The 22,266-nt window shown below is 71.9% G+C and carries 21 protein-coding genes; 8 read left to right on the forward strand and 13 right to left on the reverse strand.

Translation table 11 applies throughout. The features are described 5' to 3' along the window. Window positions 1–19: 19 nt before the first annotated feature. Complete coding sequence (locus tag ABZT74_RS13480) at window positions 20–1,183, reverse strand: glycerophosphodiester phosphodiesterase (RefSeq protein ID WP_356434707.1); 1,164 nt, start codon at window positions 1,181–1,183, stop codon at window positions 20–22. Between the two features lie 407 nt (window positions 1,184–1,590). On the opposite strand from ABZT74_RS13480, the gene ABZT74_RS13485 reads away from it, so the two are divergent. Further along, entirely contained in the window at window positions 1,591–2,262 is a 672-nt protein-coding gene (locus ABZT74_RS13485; RefSeq protein ID WP_081223413.1) for a lysophospholipid acyltransferase family protein, read from the forward strand. Window positions 2,263–2,355: 93 nt separating this feature from the next. Here ABZT74_RS13485 and ABZT74_RS13490 read toward each other — a convergent pair whose 3' ends face one another. The 5 genes from ABZT74_RS13490 to ABZT74_RS13510 form a co-directional block, all read right to left on the reverse strand. Beyond that, entirely contained in the window at window positions 2,356–3,873 is a 1,518-nt protein-coding gene (locus tag ABZT74_RS13490; protein WP_355865923.1) for an MFS transporter, read from the reverse strand. Continuing rightward, window positions 3,870–4,421: a TetR/AcrR family transcriptional regulator gene (locus ABZT74_RS13495; RefSeq protein ID WP_179165491.1), complete on the reverse strand. Its 552-nt coding sequence runs from the start codon at window positions 4,419–4,421 to the stop codon at window positions 3,870–3,872. The genes ABZT74_RS13490 and ABZT74_RS13495 overlap by 4 nt, the downstream gene beginning before the upstream one ends. A 122-nt stretch (window positions 4,422–4,543) precedes the next feature. Then, window positions 4,544–5,515 (reverse strand): aldo/keto reductase, encoded by a 972-nt coding sequence (locus tag ABZT74_RS13500; protein WP_356177116.1) that lies wholly within the window; start codon window positions 5,513–5,515, stop codon window positions 4,544–4,546. Between the two features lie 121 nt (window positions 5,516–5,636). Beyond that, entirely contained in the window at window positions 5,637–7,070 is a 1,434-nt protein-coding gene (gene argH, locus ABZT74_RS13505; protein ID WP_356177117.1) for an argininosuccinate lyase, read from the reverse strand. Window positions 7,071–7,198: 128 nt separating this feature from the next. Continuing rightward, window positions 7,199–8,392: an argininosuccinate synthase gene (locus ABZT74_RS13510; RefSeq protein ID WP_356177118.1), complete on the reverse strand. Its 1,194-nt coding sequence runs from the start codon at window positions 8,390–8,392 to the stop codon at window positions 7,199–7,201. 145 nt (window positions 8,393–8,537) lie between these two features. Between ABZT74_RS13510 and ABZT74_RS13515 the strand changes: the two genes are divergently transcribed. Beyond that, on the forward strand, window positions 8,538–9,125 hold the full coding sequence (locus ABZT74_RS13515) for a pyridoxamine 5'-phosphate oxidase family protein (protein ID WP_356434711.1): 588 nt from the start codon (window positions 8,538–8,540) through the stop codon (window positions 9,123–9,125). Window positions 9,126–9,128: 3 nt separating this feature from the next. Then, window positions 9,129–9,824 carry a L,D-transpeptidase family protein gene (locus ABZT74_RS13520; RefSeq protein ID WP_356434714.1) on the forward strand — a complete coding sequence of 232 codons (696 nt, stop codon included), beginning with the start codon at window positions 9,129–9,131 and terminating at the stop codon, window positions 9,822–9,824. A gap of 6 nt (window positions 9,825–9,830) precedes the next feature. Here ABZT74_RS13520 and ABZT74_RS13525 read toward each other — a convergent pair whose 3' ends face one another. Next, entirely contained in the window at window positions 9,831–11,342 is a 1,512-nt protein-coding gene (locus tag ABZT74_RS13525) for a HAMP domain-containing sensor histidine kinase (protein WP_356434717.1), read from the reverse strand. After that, entirely contained in the window at window positions 11,339–12,139 is an 801-nt protein-coding gene (locus ABZT74_RS13530) for a response regulator transcription factor (RefSeq protein WP_356434720.1), read from the reverse strand. Before ABZT74_RS13530 ends, ABZT74_RS13525 begins: the two co-directional genes overlap by 4 nt. Window positions 12,140–12,358: 219 nt before the next feature. Between ABZT74_RS13530 and ABZT74_RS13535 the strand changes: the two genes are divergently transcribed. The 5 genes from ABZT74_RS13535 (at window position 12,359) to ABZT74_RS13555 (ending at window position 17,294) form a co-directional block, all read left to right on the forward strand. Next, window positions 12,359–13,720, forward strand: a complete 1,362-nt coding sequence (locus ABZT74_RS13535) for a ferredoxin reductase family protein (RefSeq protein WP_356177123.1) — start codon at window positions 12,359–12,361, stop codon at window positions 13,718–13,720. Between the two features lie 7 nt (window positions 13,721–13,727). Next, window positions 13,728–14,222: an FMN-binding protein gene (locus ABZT74_RS13540; RefSeq protein WP_356434722.1), complete on the forward strand. Its 495-nt coding sequence runs from the start codon at window positions 13,728–13,730 to the stop codon at window positions 14,220–14,222. 124 nt (window positions 14,223–14,346) lie between these two features. Continuing rightward, the gene (locus ABZT74_RS13545) at window positions 14,347–15,684 is read left to right on the forward strand and encodes a ferredoxin reductase family protein (RefSeq protein WP_356434869.1); all 1,338 of its coding nucleotides are present in this window, start codon (window positions 14,347–14,349) and stop codon (window positions 15,682–15,684) included. 19 nt (window positions 15,685–15,703) lie between these two features. Continuing rightward, complete coding sequence (locus tag ABZT74_RS13550) at window positions 15,704–16,510, forward strand: FMN-binding protein (RefSeq protein WP_355865894.1); 807 nt, start codon at window positions 15,704–15,706, stop codon at window positions 16,508–16,510. Further along, on the forward strand, window positions 16,503–17,294 hold the full coding sequence (locus ABZT74_RS13555; protein WP_356434726.1) for an FAD:protein FMN transferase: 792 nt from the start codon (window positions 16,503–16,505) through the stop codon (window positions 17,292–17,294). The genes ABZT74_RS13550 and ABZT74_RS13555 overlap by 8 nt, the downstream gene beginning before the upstream one ends. Window positions 17,295–17,384: 90 nt before the next feature. On the opposite strand, the gene ABZT74_RS13560 is transcribed toward ABZT74_RS13555, so the two are convergent. Genes ABZT74_RS13560 through argC form a run of 5 tightly spaced genes read right to left on the reverse strand, consistent with a single transcriptional unit; the run spans window position 17,385 to window position 22,240 of the window. Further along, a complete protein-coding gene (locus ABZT74_RS13560; protein WP_355865889.1) occupies window positions 17,385–17,921 on the reverse strand; it encodes an arginine repressor in 537 nt (178 codons plus the stop codon). 23 nt (window positions 17,922–17,944) lie between these two features. Next, window positions 17,945–19,153, reverse strand: coding sequence for an acetylornithine transaminase (locus ABZT74_RS13565; RefSeq protein WP_355865886.1), 1,209 nt, complete (start codon window positions 19,151–19,153; stop codon window positions 17,945–17,947). Then, a complete protein-coding gene (argB, locus tag ABZT74_RS13570; protein WP_356176011.1) occupies window positions 19,150–20,064 on the reverse strand; it encodes an acetylglutamate kinase in 915 nt (304 codons plus the stop codon). The genes ABZT74_RS13565 and argB overlap by 4 nt, the downstream gene beginning before the upstream one ends. Next, on the reverse strand, window positions 20,061–21,215 hold the full coding sequence (gene argJ, locus ABZT74_RS13575) for a bifunctional glutamate N-acetyltransferase/amino-acid acetyltransferase ArgJ (protein WP_356176008.1): 1,155 nt from the start codon (window positions 21,213–21,215) through the stop codon (window positions 20,061–20,063). The genes argB and argJ overlap by 4 nt, the downstream gene beginning before the upstream one ends. After that, window positions 21,212–22,240 (reverse strand): N-acetyl-gamma-glutamyl-phosphate reductase, encoded by a 1,029-nt coding sequence (gene argC / locus ABZT74_RS13580; RefSeq protein ID WP_356176006.1) that lies wholly within the window; start codon window positions 22,238–22,240, stop codon window positions 21,212–21,214. The genes argJ and argC overlap by 4 nt, the downstream gene beginning before the upstream one ends. Window positions 22,241–22,266: the final 26 nt, after the last annotated feature.

Consider the following 22,266-nt stretch of genomic DNA (forward strand, 5'->3'; position numbering starts at 1 on the left):
TGACGGTCCGGCCGGCGGCTCAGCCGCCGAGGAAGTCCGCGCGGGCCAGCAGCGCCGTGTCGGCGTTGTCGGAGAAGACGCCGTCGATGCCCGTCTCGAAGTAGGCCTTGAACGCGCCGAAGGCGTCCCCGTAGGCGGTCGGGTCCGTGCCCTTGCGGAAGTTGGCCGGCAGGAAGGGGTTCTCGTTGCGCATGGTGTACGGGTGCAGGATGAGACCCGCGTGGTGCGCGTCGGCGACGAGCGTGGTCGGCGTGGTGAGGTTCCCGGCGGCGTCCTTGGGGATGACGAGGTCGAGCGTGGGGCCGATCCCCTGCGCGAACGAGGCGATCCACTTCAGGCCCTCGGGCGTGATCAGGTCGGCGACGGTGCGCGGGTCGCCCGTCGCGACGAAGTCCCAGGGGCGGGTGTCCGCGCCCGAGAGCAGCACGGCGAGCGGGTTGCCGACGAGCTTGTTCAGCCGCTCGATGCTGGTCGGCTCGAAGGACTGGAGGATGACCGGCGAGTCCTTCTTGTCCTTGCCGTACCTGCGCAGGAGCTTGGCGACGCGCTCCTCCAGGCCGAGGCCCAGCGCCCGGAAGTAGGTGGGGTGCTTGGTCTCGGGGTAGATCCAGACCTGCTTGCCGCGCTTGCGGGTCTGTTCGTCCTGCCAGCGGAGCACCTCTTCGAAGGTGGGAATCTCCCAGCGGCCGTTGTAGAGGGTGTTGTGCGGGCGGTTGGCGGGGATGCGCTCGACGGCCCGCAGCGTCTTCAGCTCGGCGAGGGTGAAGTCCTCGGTGAACCAGCCGGTGGTGGGGATGCCGTCCAGCACCTTGGTGGTCCTGCGCGCGGCGAACTCGGGGTGCGCGCCGACGTCGGTGGTCCCGCCGATCTCCGGTTCGTGACGGCAGACGAGGTGACCGTCCCGGGTCGGGACGAGGTCGCCGGCCTCGACGACGTCGGCTCCGAGGTCGAGGGCCAGCTGGTACGAGCCGAAGGTGTGTTCCGGCCGGTAGCCGCTGGCGCCGCGGTGGCCGATGACGGTGGGTTTGGGCAGGCTCCGGTAGCCGCCGCTCCCGTGGCGCTCGTCGGCTATGGCCGCCCCGGGCAGTCCGAGGACGGCTCCCCCGGCTCCGAGTACCGCGGCTCCGAGCAGCGTCCGCCGCGCCGTGCCCCGCTCCTGACCGTTCGGCTCCTGCACTCCCATGAGCGTTCCTCCAGCCGTAGGTGCCCGCCTGTCGAGCGGGACGATCGTAGGTGTCCCCGTGTGACGGGAGGGAGGCCTGCGGCGGAACAGTCGATGACCCCGGCGGGCGCCCGGGATGCGGAAGCTGACGGTCCGTCCGCTTCGTTCCGTGCGGCGGGGGTACCCGGGAGGCAGCGGCGAACGGGCGGCGAAACCATGGCGGGGTCACCCGTTCGCCGGTGCGGCGCGCGATGTCCGTCACATCGTGTCGCCCCGATGTCGGGCGCCCACAGGCATGCCACCGCAGGTAAACGTGCGTCAACACCGCGTATCCAGTCGGTGAACCCGATGTGCAATCACCCGGGAACCGCGAGTATCGTCCTCACCTGCACAGACTCCATACCGACCCCTTGACACCGGAGGGCCCGTTGTCCCGCTTCGCGCTCATCAAGGCAGCGCTCGGACCGATCATGCGCCTGATGTTCCGTCCTCGGGTGGAGGGCGTGGAGCACATTCCGGGCGACGGTCCGGTGATCCTGGCCGGCAACCACCTCACGTTCATCGACTCGATGATCCTTCCGCTGGTCTGCGACCGGCAGGTGCTGTTCATCGGCAAGGACGAGTACGTCACGGGCAAGGGCTTCAAGGGCCGGCTGATGGCGTGGTTCTTCACCGGCGTCGGCATGATCCCGGTGGACCGGGACGGCGCCAACGGCGGTGTCGCGGCGCTGATGACCGGCCGCCGCATCCTGGAGGAGGGCAAGGTCTTCGGCATCTACCCCGAGGGCACCCGCTCCCCCGACGGCCGGCTGTACCGCGGCCGCACCGGCATCGCCCGCCTCACCCTGATGACCGGGGCCCCGGTCGTGCCGTTCGCGATGATCGGCACCGACAAGCTCCAGCCGGGCGGCGCGGGCATCCCGCGCCCGGGCAAGGTCACCGTCCGGTTCGGCCCCGCCATGGAGTTCTCCCGGTACGAGGGCATGGACCGCGACCGGTACGTGCTGCGCGCCGTGACCGACTCGGTGATGACCGAGGTCATGCGGCTGTCCGGCCAGGAGTACGTGGACATGTACGCCACGAAGGCGAAGGCCGCTTAGGGCTTCGCCCGCACGACATCGCACACGGGGTGGGCCCCGGCCGGCAGTGCCGGCCGGGGCCCACCCCGTTCGCGTCCGTTCGTGTCCGCCCGCTCACGCCTCCAGCTTCTGGCCGCGCAGCAGGAACCAGGCCGCCACCGCGGTGGCGAGCAGCACGACGGCTCCCGCTCCGGACGCCAGTGCCAGACCGTCCACGAAGGACTCGCGGGCCGCGTCGAGCATCGCCTCGGCGGCCGGTGCGGGCAGACTCCCGGCCGCCTCCACCGCTCCGCCCAGCGAGTCGTGCGCCGCGGCGGGGGTGCCCGCCGGGCCGGTGAAACCGGCGTAGACGCCGGTCACGACGGAGCCGAGCAGGGCAATGCCGAGGGCCGCGCCGAGTTCGTACGCCGTCTCGGAGACCGCGGACGCGGCGCCCGCCTGGTCCTTGGGCACGGTCGACAGGATGACGTCGGCCGTCACCGTGAACGAGAAGCCGGCACCGATGCCGACGACCAGCAGGGCGGCGCCGAGCACCGGGTAGCCCGTCGACTGGCCGAGCACGGTGAGCGTGCCGAGCGCGAGGCCCACCGCGGCGAGACCGCCGGAGACGACGACGCGCACGGAGAACCGGCGGGCGTAGCGACCGGCGACCAGACCGGCGGCGACGGCGCCGACGGCTGCCGGGATCTCGGCGAGCCCGGCCTCGAACGGGCCGCGTCCCTGCACGAGTTGCAGGTACTGGGAGAGGAAGAACACCAGCCCGGACAGGCCGAGCACGGTGAACAGGTCGGCGAGCACCGCACCGGAGAAGCCCCGGTGGCGGAAGAGGCGGACGTCCAGCAGGGGTGCGGGCAGGGTCAGCTGGCGGCGCACGAACCAGACGAGCGCGGCCGCGCCGAGCAGACCGGTGGCGAACGCCGCGCCGCTCGGGCCGTGCGCGGCGGCCTCCTTCACCGCGTACACCACGCCGATCACGCCGACGAGGGACAGCGTCACGCTGATCAGGTCCCAGGGTCCGTGGCTGGGGCTCTTCGACTCCGGGAGCAGCTTGATGCCGACGAGGACGAGGACGACCATCACCGGAAGGTTGATGAGGAAGACCGATCCCCACCAGAAGTGTTCGAGCAGGAAACCGCCGACCACCGGGCCGACGGCGGTGCCGGCGGAGGCCGTCGCGCCCCAGATGCCGATGGCGAGGCTGCGCTCGCGCGGGTCGTGGAAGATGTTGCGGATCAGGGCGAGGGTGGCGGGCATCAGGGTCGCGCCCGCCACGCCGAGCAGCGCCCGCGCCAGGATCATCATCTCGGGCGTCGTCGCGTACGCGTTGAGCACGGATATGAGGCCGAACGCGGTCGCGCCGACGAGCAGCAGCTTCTTGCGGCCGATGCGGTCGCCGAGGCTGCCCATCGAGACGAGCAGGCCGGCGATGACGAAGGAGTAGACGTCCCCGATCCACAGGAGCTGCGTGCCCGAGGGCTTCAGGTCCTCGCTGATGTACGGGGTCGCCAGGCCGAGGACGGTCGCGTCGACGGCCACCAACAGCACGGCGAGGACGAGGACGGAGAGCGCGAGCCAGCGGCCCGGGCGCTTCTCCACCTCCGCCGCGACGGCCGGCTGCAGGGTGCTGGTCATGGTTCCTCTCTCCGTAGTGCTCCGCCGAGCAGCAGCTCGACGATCATGTGGTGGAAGTCGTTGGCGGCGATCCGGCCCTCGGTGACGGCCCAGGACGCGGAGGCCATGAGGCCGTAGAGCGCCTCGGTGAGCCAGGGAGGTGTGAGGTCGATCCGGAACTCGCCGCTCTCCTGTCCGCGCCGGAACAGCGCGGACATCCGGGCGTCGAGCCGGGCCCAGCCCTCGTGCTGCCCGTCCCCCTCGAAGAGCTGGTTCTCCGTGTAGAGGAAGGCGAGCAGTCCGGCCGCCTTCTCCAGCTCCTTCACCAGGCGGCGCACGGCCTCCTGGGCGGTGCCCTCGTCCAGGCGGGCGGCGTCCAGGGCCGCCTCGCACTCCTCGATGCCGAGGGCCTCCAGCGCCCGTACGAGCGCGTCGCGCCCGGCGAACTGGCGGTGCAGCGTGGCCCGGCTGATCCCGGCGGCCTTCGCGACCTCGTCCATGGTCGCGGTGGATTTCCGGGTCAGCAGGGCGGCTGCGCTGCGCAGCACGTGGTCACGATCGACAGCCATGAGACAAGGGTACCTCAGATGAGACAGAGTTGTCTCACTCTGGGCACAGGTGTCTCACCGGCGCGCCGTGCGCGGCGAGTGAGTGAGCGCCGGACGCGTGCCCCGGCGGCCCGGGCGCGGGGTCAGTGCCAGGGCAGCTGCCCGCGCCGCTCCCAGTACGCGCGGGGTTCCTCCACGAGGGCGCCGAGCCGGTGGAGCTGGTCCTCGCCGAGGTCGACGACGGCCGCGTGCAGGTTCGAGGCCAGCTGGTTGACGGTGGCGGCGCCCGAGAGCACCACGCCGGCCCAGGGCTGCCGCAGGACGAGCGCGAGGGCGACCGCGTCGCAGCCCAGGCCGGTCTCGGCGGCGACGGCGCGCAGCGCCTCGGGCGCGTGCGGCTCCGCGAGCCGGCCGTTGGCCATGCCCTCCTTGACGATCACGGTCAGTCCGGCGTCGTGGGCCTCGGCGAGGGCGGGCGCGGCCGAGGTCTCCAGGACGTTGTACGTGGACTGGACGGTGCGGAAGAGCGGTTCGCCGTCGACGGTCACCGCGAGCGCCGCGCGGATCGCGTCGGCCTGCGCGGGCCCGCTGGTGGAGAAGCCGATCGACAGTCCGCCGGCGGCGGCCTCGGCGAGCGCGGCGTGCAGCTCCTTGTCGGTGAGGGCCGGGCTGTCCGGGGTCACCGAGTGGATCTGGTAGAGGTCGAGGCGGTCGCCGAGCAGCCCGGCGGTCTCGGCGCGCTGCCGCTCATAGGTGGCGAGGCCGTGGTCCTTGACCTCGTGCGCCTCGGCGTCGGTGCGCCAGTCGGCGGTGTACGTGTAGCCCCACTTGCTGCCGACGACGACGTCGTCGACGGCCGGGCGGTCGTGCAGCCAGTCGGCGAGGAACTCCTCGGAGCGGCCGTAGGAGCGGGCCACGTCGAAGTAGCGGACGCCCTGGGCGTAGGCGGCGTCGAGGAGTTCGTGGGTGCGCTCGCGCAGGGCGTCGACACTGCGGTCGGCCGGGAGGTCCTCCTCGCGGCCGAGGTTGATGTAGCCGGGGCGGCCGACGGCGGCGAGGCCCAGACCGATGCGGGCGGTGGGCGTCGTGGCTGAGGCGAGGCGTGCGAAGGGCATCGCGGCTCCGTTTCGGTCGGCTCCTCTACGGCTCCGGACCAACGTAACCCGCGACGCCCTCCGCCGTACGGCACCCGCTCCCGTACGCGACACCCTCGCGCGGTGCCCATCCGCGCCCGGGCTACTTCTTCCGCTTGGCCTGCGCCCAGCGCTGCTGGTCCGCGACGTCCGCCTTGATGTCGGCGAGCTGGATCGCGACCGCGCTGGGCGCCGTGCCGCCACGGCCGTCGCGGGAGGCGAGGGCGCCGGGCACGTTCAGGACGGACCGCACCTGGGGCGTCAGGTGCGCGGAGATCTTGGCGAACTGCTCGTCGGTCAGCTCGTCCAGCTCCTTGCCGTCCGCCTCGGCGACCTTCACGCACTCACCGGCGACCTCGTGCGCGACACGGAAGGGCACACCCTGCTTGACCAGCCACTCGGCGATGTCGGTGGCGAGCGAGAAGCCGGCCGGGGCCAGTTCCTCCATGCGCTCGCGGTGCACGGTCAGCGTGGCCATCATGCCGGTGAAGGCGGGGAGCAGGACCTCCAGCTGGTCGCAGGAGTCGAAGACCGGCTCCTTGTCCTCCTGGAGGTCGCGGTTGTACGCGAGGGGCAGCGCCTTGAGCGTGGCCATCAGCCCGGTGAGGTTGCCGATCAGACGGCCCGACTTGCCGCGCGCGAGCTCGGCGATGTCCGGGTTCTTCTTCTGCGGCATGATCGACGAGCCGGTGGAGAACGCGTCGTGGAGGGTGACGAAGGAGAACTCCTTCGTGTTCCAGATGATGACCTCCTCGGCGATCCGGGAGAGGTTCACGCCGATCATCGCGGTGATGAAGGCGAACTCCGCCACGAAGTCGCGGGAGGCCGTGCCGTCGATGGAGTTGGCGACGCTGCCGTGCTCGAAGCCGAGGTCCTCGGCGACCGCCTCCGGGTCGAGGCCGAGGGAGGAGCCGGCCAGGGCGCCGGAGCCGTACGGCGAGACGGCGGTCCGCTCGTCCCACTGGCGCAGCCGCTCCGCGTCCCGGGACAGGGACTGGACGTGGGCGAGGACGTGGTGGGCGAAGAGCACCGGCTGGGCGTGCTGCAGGTGGGTACGGCCGGGCATCGCCACGTCGGGGTGGGCCTCCGCGAGACCGATCAGCGCCTCCTGGAGGTCGGCGATCAGGCCGCCGACGATCCGGGCGTGGTCCCGCAGATACATCCGGAAGAGCGTCGCCACCTGGTCGTTGCGGGAGCGGCCAGCGCGCAGCTTGCCGCCGAGGTCCGCGCCGAGCCGCTCCAGCAGGCCGCGTTCCAGGGCGGTGTGGACGTCCTCGTCGGCGACGGTGCCGACGAACGAGCCGTCGGCGACGTCGGCCTCCAGCAGGCCGAGGCCCTCGATCATGCGGGTGAGCTCGTCCTCGGTGAGCAGGCCCGCCCGGTGCAGCACGCGCGCGTGGGCACGCGATCCGGCGATGTCGTACGGGGCGAGGCGCCAGTCGAAGTGGACCGACGCGGACAGCTTGGCCAGGGCCTCGGCGGGACCGTCGGCGAACCGTCCGCCCCAGAGCCGGACGTCACCGCTGTTGCTGCTCACTTGCGTTGCTCCTCGCAGGGTTCGGATGTGCCACCGCCTCCTCACATGGGCGAGGAGGCGGCTGTCAGGCTAGTGGGTGGGGTGCCCGCGGACGGCGGACACGACCGGTACGCCAAGTCCCGTGTTCCTCAGGCCTGGTCGCGCTTCGCGGCGATCTTCGACGACAGGCTGTAGATGTCGATGAAGCCCTTGGCCGCGGCCTGGTCGAAGGTGTCGCCCGTGTCGTACGTCGCGAGGTCGAAGTCGTAGAGACCGGTGTCGGAGCGCCGGCCGGTGACGACCGCGCGCCCGCCGTGCAGGGTCATCCGGATGTCGCCGTTGACGTGCTGGTTGGCCTCGGTGATGAAGCCGTCCAGGGCGCGCTTGAGCGGGGAGAACCACTGGCCGTCGTAGACCAGCTCGCCCCAGCGCTGCTCGACCTGCCGCTTGTAGCGGGCGAGTTCACGCTCGACGGTGACGTTCTCCAGCTCCTGGTGGGCGGTGATCAGCGCGATCGCGCCCGGAGCCTCGTACACCTCGCGGGACTTGATGCCCACGAGCCGGTCCTCAACCATGTCGATCCGGCCGATGCCCTGGGCGCCGGCGCGCTCGTTGAGCTGCTGGATGGCCTGGAGGACGCTGACGGGCCTGCCGTCGATCGCGACCGGGACGCCCTCCTTGAAGGAGATGACGACCTCGTCGGCGTCGCGCTGCTCGGCGGGGTTCGAGGTGTACTCGTAGATGTCCTCGATCGGCGCGTTCCAGATGTCCTCCAGGAAGCCCGTCTCGACCGCGCGTCCGAAGACGTTCTGGTCGATGGAGTACGGGGACTTCTTGGTGGTCGCGATCGGGAGCTGCTTCTCCTCGCAGAAGGCGATCGCCTTGTCCCGGGTCATCGCGTAGTCGCGGACCGGGGCGATGCACTTGAGGTCCGGGGCGAGGGCGACGATGCCGGCCTCGAACCGCACCTGGTCGTTGCCCTTGCCGGTGCAGCCGTGGGCGACCGTGGTGGCGCCGTGCTTCTGCGCGGCGGCGACGAGGTGCTTGACGATCGTCGGCCGGGAGAGGGCGGAGACCAGCGGGTAACGGTCCATGTAGAGGGCGTTGGCCTTGATCGCCGGGAGGCAGTACTCGTCGGCGAACTCGTCCTTGGCGTCCGCGACCTCGGCCTCGACGGCGCCGCACGCGAGGGCGCGCTTGCGGATGACGTCCAGGTCCTCGCCACCCTGGCCGACATCGACCGCGACGGCGATGACCTCGGCGCCCGTCTCCTCCGCGATCCAGCCGATGGCGACGGAGGTGTCCAGACCGCCTGAGTAGGCGAGTACGACGCGCTCGGCCACGGGATTCTCCTCACAGTGCATTCGCTGACATGCATGAGTATGCAGGGCTCTGCATGATTCGTCAACGCCGCCTCCTGGGACCCTGCACCGCGGAACCCGAAATTCCCTTAGGCGTGCGAAGGATTTTCCGCCATAATCGTTAGCCATGGGAAAGACTTATGAGCGCATCGACGGCCGCCTCCGTACCTTCATCGAGGCGCAGCCCCTCTTCTTCACCGCCACCGCGCCGCTGTCCGGGGACGGCACCGTCAATCTGTCCCCCAAGGGCCTCACCGGCTCCTTCGTCGTGCTCGACGAGCTGACCGTCGCCTATCTGGACTTCGCGGGAAGCACCGCCGAGACCATCGCGCACCTGCGCGAGAACGGCCGGATCACCCTGATGTGGTGCGCCTTCCAGGGGCCGCCCAACATCGTCCGGGTGCACGGCCGTGGCGAACCCGTCTTCCGGGACGACCCGCGCTTCGGGGAACTGATCACCCATTTCCCCGGCATCGACCCCAGCCGGCACGGCCTGCGCGCGGTCATCGTCGTGACCGCCGAGACCGTCCGCGACTCCTGCGGCTACGCCGTGCCCTTCATGGCGTACGAGGAGGACCGCGAACTCCACGGCAAGCGGTTCGCCCGGGAGGACGACGCCTCCCTGGACGCGTACTTCACCAAGAAGGAGCACATCGCGACGAGCCTGGACGGCCTTCCCGGGCTGCCGCTGCCCTTGCCCCCCAGTACGGTCTGAGCCATGCGCCTCGGAGCCGTCGCCCTCGCGTCCGCGTCCCTGCTCGCCCTGGCCCCGGGCGGGCCGCCGCCGCGCGAACTGCCCGAGCTGATGACCGACACCGGCGGCGGCACCCAGCTCATCACCGCCGAGGCCCCGCGCGGGAACACCACCGCGGGGACGCTCGGCTGGTGGGACCTGCGGAACGGGCGCTGGGTGCGGGCGGGCTCCGCCACCGCCCGCTTCGGCGCGAACGGACTCGTCGAGGGCGGCGCGCGGCGCCAGGGCACGAACACGACACCCACCGGCCTGTACGACCTGCCGTACGCCTTCGGGACCAGCCCCGCGCCGGGCGGGACCTCGGTGCCCTACCGCCCGGTGCGACAGGACTCCTGGTGGTGCCAGGACAACGCGTCCCGGTCGTACAACCGGTGGACCGAACCGCGCCCCGCCGACTGCCGGGCCGCCGAGTCCGAGCACCTGGTCGCCTACCGGAAGCAGTACGCGCACGCCTTCGTCATCGGGTTCAACTACGCGCGTCCGGTGCGCGGACGCGGCGCCGGGATCTTCCTGCACGTCAACGGGAGCGGCCCGACGGCCGGTTGTGTGTCCGTGCCGGCGGACACGATGCGGCGCCTGCTCACCTGGGCGGACCCGGCCCGCCGTCCGCACATCGCCATCGGCACCGCGAGCGGGGCGACGGCGGTCACCCGGTACTGACCTCGCTCAGGCGGCAGGGAGCCGGACCGTGAAGGTGGTCGCCCCGCTGCGGCTGTCCAGGGCGACCGTACCTCCGTGCGCCTCCACCACGGCCGCCACGATCGACAGGCCGAGCCCCGCCCCGGTGCCGGCGGCGTCCGGGCGACGACGGTCCGCCCGGGTGAAGCGTTCGAAGACGCCGGACCGGACGTCCGGGGCGACCCCGGGTCCGTCGTCATGGACCTTCAGCACGGCCGACGTGCCGACGCCCTCCAGGGACACGGTCACCCGGGTGCCGACGGGCGTGTGGGCACGCGCGTTGGAGAGCAGGTTGGCCAGGACCTGCTGGAGCCGGTGGGCATCGCCCGTCACGGTCACCGGCTCCTCCGCCAGTTCGAGCACCCAGCGGTGACCGGGGCCCGCCGCACGGGCGTCGGTGACCGAGTCGAGGACGAGGTGGGTCAGGTCGACGGGAAGCCGCTCCAGTGGGCGGCCCGCGTCGAGGCGGGCGAGCAGGAGCAGCTCGTCGACCATCTCGCCCATGCGCGCCGACTCGGCGGCGATGCGCTCCAGGGCACGTTCGACCTCGGGCGGCACCGGGCCCGGGTGCAGCAGCGCGAGCTCGGCGTGGCCGCGGACGGAGGCGACCGGGGTTCGCAGTTCGTGGCTGGCGTCGGCGGCGAAGCTGCGCAGCCGCTCCTCACTGGCGTGCCGTTTGGTGAGCGCGTCCTCGACATGGCCGAGCATGCGGTCGAAGGCACCGGCCACGCGGCCCACCTCGCTGTGCGGGTCGGACTCGGGTACGCGCGGGGGCAGCGCCACCTCGCCGCTGGCGAGCGGGAGTTCACTGACCCGGGTGGCGGTCGCGGCGACCCTGTTCAGTGGGCGGAGCGACCAGCGCACCCACAGGGCCCCGGCGACTCCGGTGACCACGAGGGCCACGCCGAAGACCAGGGAGGCGACGAGTTCCAGGCGGTGGACGGCGGCCTTGACGGGCTCGGTGGGCAGTCCCGTGACCAGGACGTCGCCGTCCCGGCCGCGCGTGGCCAGTACCCGGTAGTCGCCCAGTGACGACAGCGGGACGGTGTGACCGCGGCCGTCGGCGGGAACCGCGGCCAGGGCCGCCACGTCGCGGTCGGTCGGATCCACGTTGCGGACGGCGGCGGTGGCGCCCGAGGGCACGACCGCCGCGTTGGTGACCGCCCGTCCGACGAGGCGCGCCCCGAAGGTGCCGGCGCTCTGCCGGCGGGTGTCGCCGCGTTCGTCGCCGTCGTGGTCGGAGGGCTTCACGGAGCCGTGTTCCAGGCTCGCCGGGAAACGCTCCCCGGCCTCCTGCAACTGCTCGTCCAGGCGGCCCGTCAGGAAGCCGTTCAGTTCGTACACGGCGGCGACGCCCACAGCGGCGCAGCTCACGGCGAGCAGCACCACGAGCCCGGCGGTGAGGCGGGCCCGCATCGTCCGCGGACGCCACAGGACCCGGGCGGCCCCGACGCCCCGAGGCCACCGGCGTCCGCCGAGCGCCCCGCGGCGCGACCTCATCGGCTCGCCACCGGTTTGATCACGTACCCGGCGCCGCGCACCGTGTGGATCATGGGTTCCCGGCCCGCGTCCACCTTCTTGCGCAGGTAGGAGATGTACAACTCGACGACGTGGGCCTGGCCGCCGAAATCGTAGGACCAGACGCGGTCGAGGATCCGGGACTTGCTGAGCACGCGCCGCGGGTTGCGCATCAGGAAGCGGAGCAGCTCGAACTCCGTGGGCGACAGTTCGATCAGGTCGCCGCCCCGGGTCACCTCCCGGGCCTCCTCGTCCATCGTCAGGTCGCCGACGACGAGCCTTGGGCCCTCGTCCGCCAGGCGGGCCATCCCGGCGCGGCGCAGCAGTCCGCGCAGCCGGGCGACGACCTCCTCCAGGCTGAACGGCTTGGTGACGTAGTCGTCGCCGCCCGCGGTGATCCCGGCGATGCGGTCCTCCACGGCGTCCCGCGCGGTGAGGAAGAGGACGCAGACGTCCGGCAGCACGGTGTGCAGGTCGCGCAGGACGGCGAAGCCGTCGGTGTCCGGGAGCATGACGTCGAGGACGACGGCGTCGGGCAGCAGCTCGCGGGCCTCGGCGGCGGCACGGGCGCCGTCGCCCGCCGTCCGGACCTCCCATCCCTCGTAGCGCAGGGCTCCGGAGAGGACCTCCGCCAGGTCGGGATCGTCGTCGACGACGAGGACGCGTACGGGGGTGCCGTCGGATCGGGTGAGCGAGGGCGCCCTGCCGGTGCGCCGGGTGCCGGGGGCACCGGGCTCCGGGGAGCGGGGGGCGCCGGTACCTGGGGTGGGAGTGTTCATCGCACCTTCCAGCATCGCCCCTGACGGCGGCCTCGTTCTCCCTCGTGGCCTGTGAGTTTCCTCTGAGTCACCTCTCACCCGAAGCCGCCGCTTCCGTCGTCCCCCTTCCGCCCGGCTCCGGGTTTCCTGTGAGTCCGCGCCGAGCGGGCCCGTTCAGAGCCTCCTCAGAGGTTCCGGACGCACAGTTTGATCCCGGACAGCCCGACTGAGGACGGACACATGACCACGGTGCACGAGCGGGTGGCGCGGCAACACCCGGTACGAGGACGCCGACGGCCGCGACGCTCGCCCGCCGGACCGCTGCTGGCTCTGCTGTGGGCCGGCGCCGCCGGCGTCCTCGCCCTCTGGTGGACCGACACCCCGGCGGTGGTGGCCACCGCCGGCCGGCTGACGGACGCCGGGAGGATCAGCGGGTTGCTGTGCGGCTACAGCTGCGCCGTGCTGGTGGCTCTGATGGCCCGGGTCCCCCTCCTCGAACGGCGCGTGGGCTCCGACCGGGTGGCGCGCTGGCACGCGATGGCCGGCCGGTACACGATCTGCCTGCTCGTCGCGCACATCACGCTGATCCTTTTCGGTTATGCCGCGCAGGACGGCGCGGGCATCGTCCACGAGACGCTGAGCGTGGTCCTCGACTACCCGGACATGCTCAAGGCGACGGCGGGCGCGGTCATCCTCCTCGCCGTGGGAATCACCTCGGCGCACCTGGCACGCCGCCGGATCAGCCACGAGTTCTGGTACTACGTGCACCTGCTCACATACGCCGCGGTCTTCCTCGCCTTCTTCCACCAGGTCTCGCTCGGCTCCGACTTCGTCGGCAACCCCGCCGCGCGAACCGCCTGGTACGCGCTCTATCTCGGCACGGCCGGGCTCGTCCTGTGGTTCCGCGTCCTCACCCCGGTGCGGCTCAACCTGCGGCACCGGCTGCGCGTGGAGTCCGTACACCGCGAGGCCCCCGGGGTCTTCTCCGTCGTGATCGGCGGGGAACGCCTCGGTGAACTGGACGCCCGGGCCGGACAGTTCTTCCGGTGGCGGTTCCTCGCGGACGGGATGCGGTGGACCTCGACGCCGTACTCGCTGTCGGCGCCTCTCCGGCCGGACCGGCTGCGGATCACCGTCAAGGCGCTCGGCGACCACAGCACGGCCGTCGGATTGCTGCGGCCCGGTACCCGGGTGTGGGCGGAGGGTCCGTACGGCTCGCTGACCGCGGACCGGAGCACGGCGTCGAGGTCCCTGCTGATCGCGGGTGGCGTCGGCATCACGCCGTTGCGCGCCCTGTTCGAGGAACTGCCCGGCCGGCTCACGTTGCTCTACCGGGCGCGCACGGCCGAAGACCTGGCGCTGGGAGGCGAGTTGGAGGCCATCGCACGGTGGCGCGGGGCACGCGTCCTGTACGCGGTCAACGCCGCCGACGGCACCCGCCCGCGGCTCGACGCCGCGTCACTGCTCAGGGCCGTGGCAGACCTCGCCGAGCACGACGTCTACCTCTGCGGACCGCCCGCGATGGCGCGGGATCTGTACGGGGAGCTGCGCATCGCGGGTGTCCCCGACCGCCGTATCCACCACGAGTCGTTCGAGCTGTGAGGCCGCCGTGCACGCCCTGAAGAAGAACCGTCCGCTGCGCCGGATGACACTGGCCGCGGCCACCACGGTTACCGGTGTCGTCCTGCTGCTCTCGCTCAAGCCGCACACCCCGCCGGTCCCGGTCCGGGCGTCGTCGTCCGCGAGTCAGCCGTCGTCCTCGCCCTCGCCCTCGGCAGGCTCGTCCGGGGAGTCCTCCGGCTCGTCCGGAGGCACGAAGACCGCGGGGACCAGGACCGTCACCGGTGACACGGTCCAGACCCGCTGGGGCCCGGTCAAGGTGCGGATCACGATGAGGAACGGCACGATCACCGACGTCACCGCGGTCACCTACCCCTCGGACAATCCCCGGGACCAGGAGATCAACAGCTACGCGCTCCCCCAGCTCAGGCGGGAGGCGTTGGCCGCCCAGAACGCACAGATCGACTCGGTCTCCGGAGCCACGTACACCAGCGACGGATACAAGCAGTCGCTCCAGTCCGCACTCGACTCCGCAGGTCGCTGAACGCACGGGCGTCGCGGACCGTATCTCTGGGCCAGGGGGCCACTCCCCTCGCCCCGTCCCCACGGACGAACACGGAGGAACCGTGTCCACGATCGCCGGTGGCCGCGCCGCGCGGCGCCAGACCATGCGCCGCATCCGCCCACGCCGCTCGCCCGCCGTCCCCCTGCTGCTCGCCGTCTGGGCGGGCGCCGCCGGGGTGATCTGGCTGTGGTGGAACAACACTCCGTCCATCGCCGACAACGACGGCAGGATCCTCAACGCGGGCCGGATCACCGGCCTGCTCGCCGGGTACCTGATGGCGCTCGTGGTGCTGCAGATGGCCCGCGTCCCCGCACTCGAACGCCGGGTGGGATCCGACCGCGTGTCGCGCTGGCACGCGATGACCGGCCGCTACACGATCTCCCTGGTCCTCGCCCACCTCTTCCTGACCATGTGGGGCTACGCCCTGCAGTCCGGGAAGGGGATCGGCGCGATCGTGCAGCAGACGATCGACTCGGTCAACCAGCTCCCCGACCTGGGCAAGGCCGCGATCGGCACCGGTCTGCTGGTGCTCATCGGCTTCATCTCCGTCGGCCCGGTCCGCCGGCTCATCCCGTACGACACCTGGTACCACGTCCATCTGCTGACGTACGCCGCGGTGTTCCTGACGTTCTGGCACCAGCTGTCCACCGGGAACGACTTCGCCGTGGAGCCGGTCGCCAAGACCGTCTGGTACGGGCTGTACGGCTCGGTGACCGCGCTCGTGCTCTGGTACCGGATCCTCTCGCCGATCCGGCTGAACCTGAAGCACCGGATGCGCGTCGAGGCGGTCATCGAGGAGACGCCCGGCATCGTGTCGGTGCTGATCAGCGGGCGCAAGCTGCACCGGATGGGCGCCGAGGCCGGGCAGTTCTTCCGCTGGCGGTTCATGGCGCCCGGGATGCGGCTCAGTTCCCACCCGTACTCGCTCTCGGCGGCCCCCCGCCCGAACATGCTGCGCATCACCGTCAAGGCGATCGGCGACCACAGTGCCGCCCTGCGCGACCTGGAGCCGGGCACCCGGGTCTGGGCCGAGGGCCCGTACGGCGCGCTGACCGCGGGCAAGCGCAGCCGCGGCAAGGTCCTCCTGGTGGCGGGCGGCGTGGGGATCACCCCGATGCGGGCCCTGTTCGAGACCCTCCCCGGCGCGTCCGGCGACATCACGCTCCTCTACCGCGCCAACAGCACCCAGGACCTGGCCCTGTGGGACGAGCTGGCCTCGATCTCCAAGGAGCGCGGGGCCCGGCTGATGTACGCGGTGAACAGCCCCGAGGGTGAGCGTCCGGACATCTCGGCGGACAGCCTGCGCCGCAAGCTGCCGGACATCGAACGCCACGACGTCTTCATGTGCGGGCCGCCCGGTTTCGCGCAGCAGGTGTACGACGCACTGCGCGGCGCGGGGGTTCCCGCCCGCCGCATCCATCACGAGTCGTTCGAGATGTGAGCGACGGGAGTCAGGAGCGATGAAGAAGAGTCACCCCATACGGCGCACGATGCTCGCCACCGCCGCCACCGTGTCCGGGATCGTGCTGCTGCTGTCGCTCAAACCGGCGGGCGATCCGGCCGCCGCGTCGGCGCAGGGCGGCGCGGCACCGCAGCAGACGGTGGCCGGGCAGGAGTCGCCGCAGGGCGGCAGCGCTCAGCAGACCGGCACGCGGACCGTCACCGGCGACGTGGTGAAGACCGAGTACGGCCCGGTCCAGGTCCGGCTGTCGCTGAGCGACGGCAGGATCGTCAAGGCCGACGCGGTCCAGGCCCCGCAGGGCGGGACCAGCGACCAGAAGACCGCCCTGGCCGTGCCCCGGCTCAACAAGGCCACGGTCGCCGCGCAGAGCGCCGACATCGACGCCGTCTCGGGGGCCACGTACACCTCCGGCGGCTACAAGAAGTCCCTCCAGTCGGCACTGGACAAGGCGAAGGCGACGGGCGGCGGTTCGGGGTCGCCGGGAGCCTCGGCCTCACCGAAGGCGCCGGCCACCGCGGCGCCCGCCACGCAGACCCGCGTCATCACCGGAGCCGTCGCCCGGACCGAGTACGGCCCGGTCCAGGTCCGCCTCGTACTCGCCGGGACGAAGATCACCAAGGCGGAGACGGTCCAGGCGCCGAGCGGCGGGCGCAGTACGCAGGTCACCGCCGACGCCGTGCCGAAGCTCAACCAGGAGGCCGTCGCGGCGGGCAGTGCCGACATCGACGCCGTCTCCGGCGCGACCTACACCTCCGGCGGCTACAAGAAGTCCCTCCAGTCGGCGCTGGACAAGGCCGGTGGCTGACCCCGCGGAGGAGGCACCGCCCGCTCTGCGGCACGCCGAGGAGGTCATGGGCACGGTGTTCTCCTTCGACGTGCGCGGCGGGGACCCGGAGACGGTCCGGGCCGCGCTGGAGGAGGCGGTCGCCCAACTGCACCGCGCGGACGCGGTGTTCAGCACCTACCGGGACGACAGCCAGATCTCGCGGCTGGCGCGCGGGGAGCTGACCGTCGAGGAGTGCGACGAGGAGGTCGCCGAGGTGCTCGGCCTGGGCGCCGAGGCGGAGCGGATCAGCGACGGCTGGTTCAGCACGCGCTACGAGGGCCGGCTGGACCCCACGGGGATCGTCAAGGGCTGGGCGGCCGAACGCGCGGCCCTGCGGCTCACCGAGGCCGGGGCGAGCGGGGTGAGCGTCAACGGGGGCGGCGACGTGCAGTTGCGCGGTGTCCCGGGCTCGCACCGGCCCTGGCGGATCGGGGTGTCGGACCCGCTCCGGCCGGGCTCGCTGGCCGCCGTCGTCTCCGCGGCCGGGGCCGACGAACTGGCCGTGGCGACCTCCGGAACCGCCGAACGCGGTGCGCACATCGTCGACCCCCGCACCGGCAGGCCCGCGGTCACCGACCTGCTGGCCGTGACGGTGGTCGGACCCCATCTGACCTGGGTGGACGCCTGGGCGACCGCGGCCTTCGCGATGGGATCGCGGGCGGGTCTCGACTGGCTCGAGTCGCTGCCGGACGTGGAGGGCCTGCTCATCACGGCGGGCGACGAGGTCCGGTGCACGGGCGGGCTGGCCGACCGCCTGGGCTGACCGGCCGACGCACGTAGGAGGAGGCGCGCCCCGCTGCGGGGCGCGCCTCCTCCTACGTGTCCGTGCCGACCGGCCGGGCCGGCGCCGGTCTCAGTGGGTGTTCTGCGCGAGCCTCAGCAGGTGGTCGGCGAGCGCCTGGCCGCCTGTCGGGCCCCGGCTGATCAGCAGCAGGGTGTCGTCCCCGGCGATCGTGCCGAGGATGTCGTGCAGCTCCGCCTGGTCGATCGCCGACGCGAGGAACTGCGCGGCCCCGGGCGGGGTGCGCAGGACGACGAGATTCGCCGAGGCCTCCGCGGAGATCAGCAGCTCCGAGGAGAGCCGCCGCATCCGCTCCTCCTTCGCCGACTCCCCCAGCGGCGCGCGCGGCGTACGGAAACCGCCCTCGCTCGGTACCGCGTAGATGAGATCGCCGTCGTTGTTGCGGATCTTCACCGCGTTCAGCTCGTCGAGGTCCCGGGAGAGCGTCGCCTGGGTGACGTTCAGCCCGTCGTCGGCGAGGAGCTTCGCCAACTGGCTCTGCGAGCGCACCGGCTGCCGGTTGAGGATGTCCACGATCCGGCGGTGGCGTGCGGTGCGGGTCTGCGGCACGGCAGGCCCTGCTGGCTCGTGGTCCTGCGCCTGGCTCATCGTCGTCGTCCCTTTTCCCGGGATCATCCGTCCCCGTTGGCTGCGTCGAGGATGCCGGGAAGCGCCTGGAGGAACGCGTCCACCTCGTCATCGCCCAGGTTCAGCGGCGGCATCAGCCGTACGACATCGGGGGCGGGCGCGTTCACCAGGAAACCGGCGTCCTGAGCCGCCTGCTGCACCTGGGGCGCGAGCGGCTCGGTGAGCACGATACCCAGGAGCAGGCCCGCGCCCCGGACATGGTCGACGAGCGGGTGGCGGGCTGCGCCGTCGGTGCCCTCGATTCCGTCGCGCAGCTTCTCGCCGGCGCGCTTCACGTTCTCCAGCAGGCCCTCGGACTCGATCGTGTCGAGGACGGCGAGTCCGGCGGCGCAGACGACCGGGTTGCCGCCGAAGGTCGTGCCGTGGTGACCGGGCTTCAGCAGGCCGGCGGCGCGGCCGAAGGCGACGGTGGCGCCGAGGGGAAGTCCGCCGCCGAGACCCTTGGCGAGCGTGACGATGTCGGGCAGGACGCCCTCGTGGGCCTGGTACTCGAACCAGTGGCCGGTGCGGCCGATCCCGGTCTGCACCTCGTCCAGGACGAGCAGGGCGCCGTTGGCCGCCGTGATCGCGCGGGCCGCCTTCAGATAGCCGGGGGGCGGCACGACCACGCCGTTCTCGCCCTGGATGGGCTCGATGATGACCAGGGCCGTGTCCGGGGTGACCGCCTCGGCGAGGGCCTGCGGGTCGCCGTACGGGACGTGCGTGACGTCGCCGGGCAGCGGCAGGAAGGGCTCCCGCTTGCCGGGCTGGCCGGTGAGGGCGAGGGCGCCCATGGTGCGGCCGTGGAAGCCGCCGGTGGTGGCGACCATGTGGGTCCGGCCGGTCAGCCGGCCGATCTTGAGGGCGCCCTCGTTGGCCTCGGCCCCGGAGTTGCAGAAGTACACCCGGCCCTCGCGGCCGAAGAGCTGGAGCAGCCGTTCGGCGAGGGTGACGGGCGGTTCGGCGACGAAGAGGTTGGAGACGTGGCCGAGTTCCGCGATCTGCCGGCTGACGGCCTCGACGATCGCGGGGTGGCCGTGTCCGAGCGCGTTGACCGCGATGCCGCCGACGAAGTCGAGGTACTGCCTGCCGTCGGCGTCCCACAGTTTCGTGCCGGCACCGCGGACGAGCGGCAGGCGCGGGGTGCCGTAGTTGTCCATCAGTGAGCCCTGCCACCGCTCGGTGAGCTCGGCGTTCGTGGCGCTGCCGGTCATGCTGCGTCCCCCGCTTCCTCGTCGTCCGGCACGACCATCGTGCCGATGCCCTCGTCGGTGAAGATCTCCAGCAGGATCGAGTGCTGGACCCGGCCGTCGATGACCCGGGCGGTCGTGACGCCGTTGCGTACGGCGTGCAGACAGCCCTCCATCTTCGGCACCATGCCGCTGGCCAGCTCGGGAAGGAGTTTCTCCAGCTGGGAAGCGGTGAGGCGGCTGATCACCTCGTCACTGTCGGGCCAGTCCTCGTAGAGGCCCTCGACGTCCGTGAGGACCATGAGGGTCTCGGCCCCCAGAGCAGCAGCGAGTGCCGCAGCCGCCGTATCAGCATTGACGTTGTAGACATGTCCGTCGTCCTGGCTCCGGGCGATCGAGGAGACGACCGGGATGCGGCCGTCGGCGAGCAGTGCCTCGATCGCGCCCGTGTCGATCGCGGTGATCTCGCCCACCCGCCCGATGTCGACCGGCCGGCCGTCGATCGTGGGCCGGTGCTTGGTTGCGGTGATGGTGTGCGCGTCCTCGCCGGTGAGGCCGACGGCGAGCGGTCCGTGTTCGTTGAGCAGGCCGACCAGCTCGCGCTGGACCTGTCCGGCGAGCACCATGCGGACGACGTCCATCGCGTCCTCGGTGGTGACGCGCAGGCCGGCCTTGAACTCGCTGACGATGCCGTGCCGGTCGAGGGCGGCGCTGATCTGGGGGCCGCCGCCGTGCACGACGACGGGCTTGAGGCCCGCGTGGTGCAGGAAGACGATGTCCTGCGCGAAGGCCGACTTGAGGTCGCTGTCGATCATGGCGTTGCCGCCGAACTTGACGACGACGGTCTTGCCCCGGTGCCGGGTCAGCCACGGCAGCGCCTCGATGAGGATCTGCGCCTTGGGCAGAGCGGTGTGCTTGCGGGTCACATTGCTCATGAGGAGTACGCGCTGTTCTCGTGGACGTAGTCGGCGGTGAGGTCGTTGGTCCAGATCGTGGCCGTGGCGTCGCCCGCGGCGAGGTCGGCGACGATGTGGACCTCGCGGTAGCGCATGTCGACGCGGTCGCGGTCCTCGCCGACCCCGCCGTTCTTGCAGACCCAGACGTTGTTGATGGCGACGTTCAGCCGGTCCGGTTCGAAGGCCGCCTTCGTGGTGCCGATCGCGGACAGCACCCGTCCCCAGTTGGGGTCCTCGCCGTGGATGGCGCACTTGAGGAGGTTGTTGCGGGCGATGGAGCGGCCCACCTCGACGGCGTCGTCCTCGGTCGCGGCGCCCACGACCTCGATCCTGATGTCCTTGGTCGCGCCCTCGGCGTCACGGATGAGCTGCTGTCCGAGGTCGTCGCAGACCTCGCGCACGGCCTCGGCGAACTCCGCGTGCTCCGGGGTGACCCCACTGGCTCCGGAGGCCAGCAGCAGCACGGTGTCGTTGGTCGACATGCATCCGTCGGAGTCGACCCGGTCGAAGGTCGTGCGGGTGGCGTCGCGCAGGGCCCGGTCGAGGTCCTCGCCGGGCACGTCCGCGTCGGTGGTGAGCACGACGAGCATGGTGGCGAGGCCCGGGGCGAGCATGCCGGCGCCCTTGGCCATGCCGCCGACGGTCCAGCCGGCCCGGGTCACGACCGACGTCTTGTGCGCGGTGTCCGTCGTCTTGATCGCGATGGCGGCCTTCTCACCGCCGTGCGGGCTGAGCTGGGCGACGGCCAGGTCGACGCCGGGGAGCAGCCGGTCCATCGGCAGCAGGACGCCGATGAGGCCGGTCGAGCACACGGCGACGCTGCCGGCGCCGGTGTCACCGAGCGCCTCGGCGACCTTCTCGGCGGTGGCGTGGGTGTCCTGGAAGCCCTTCGGTCCCGTACAGGCGTTGGCGCCACCGGAGTTGAGGACGACGGCGGTCAGCTCGCCGGAGGTGAGGACCTGCTCCGACCAGAGGACGGGAGCGGCCTTGACGCGGTTGGAGGTGAAGACGCCCGCGGCGGCGCGGCGGGGCCCGGTGTTGACCACGAGGGCCAGGTCCGGGTTGCCGTTCTCCTTGATTCCGGCGGCGACTCCCGCCGCCGTGAATCCCTGTGCTGCCGTGACACTCACGGTGCGACTCCGATCGTGGAGAGCCCCAGCTCCTCGGGCAGGCCGAGCGCGAGGTTCATGCTCTGGACGGCACCACCCGCGGTGCCCTTGGTCAGGTTGTCGATGGCGCTGACCGCGATGATGCGGTGCGCGGCGGCGTCGTACGCGACCTGGATCTGAACAGCGTTGGAACCGTGGACGGACGCGGTGGCGGGCCACTGTCCCTCGGGAAGCAGGTGGACGAACGGCTCGTCGGCGAAGGCCTTCTCGTAGGCGGCGCGCACGGCGTCGCCGGTGACCCCGGGCTTCGCCTTGGCGCTGCACGTCGCGAGGATGCCGCGGGGCATCGGCGCGAGGGTCGGCGTGAAGGAGACGGTGACGCGCTCCCCGGCGGCCGCGCTGAGGTTCTGGATCATCTCGGGGGTGTGCCGGTGGACGCCTCCGACCCCGTACGGGGTCATCGATCCCATGACCTCGCTGCCGAGGAGGTGCGCCTTGGGCGCCTTGCCGGCCCCCGAGGTGCCGGAGGCGGCGACGATCACGGCCTCGTTCTCCGCGAGTCCGTCCGCGTACGCCGGGAAGAGGGCCAGCGAGACGGCCGTCGGGTAACAACCGGGCACCGCGATGCGCTTGGACCCCTCCAGCGCGGCGCGGGCACCCGGCAGTTCGGGGAGGCCGTAGGGCCAGGTCCCGGCGTGCGCGGAGGCGTAGAAGCGCTCCCAGTCGGCCGGGTCCTTCAGCCGGAAGTCGGCGCCCATGTCGACGACGAGGACGTCGGGGCCGAGCTGCTCGGCGACGGCGGCGGACTGCCCGTGGGGCAGGGCGAGGAACACGACGTCGTGTCCGGCGAGCACCTCGGGGGTGGTCTGCGCGAGGACACGTCCGGCGAGCGGCAGCAGATGGGGCTGGAGCGCGCCGAGCCGCTGGCCCGCGTTGGAGTTGCCGGTCAGGGCACCGATCTCGATCTCGGGGTGTGTCAGGAGCAGACGCAGCAGTTCCCCGCCCGCGTATCCGCTCGCTCCCGCCACTGCCGCGCGTACCGTCATGGAACCCTCCTCCTAGATGGCATGAC

This window comes from Streptomyces sp. NPDC005302, assembly GCF_040607345.1.
Lineage (GTDB): Bacteria > Actinomycetota > Actinomycetes > Streptomycetales > Streptomycetaceae > Streptomyces.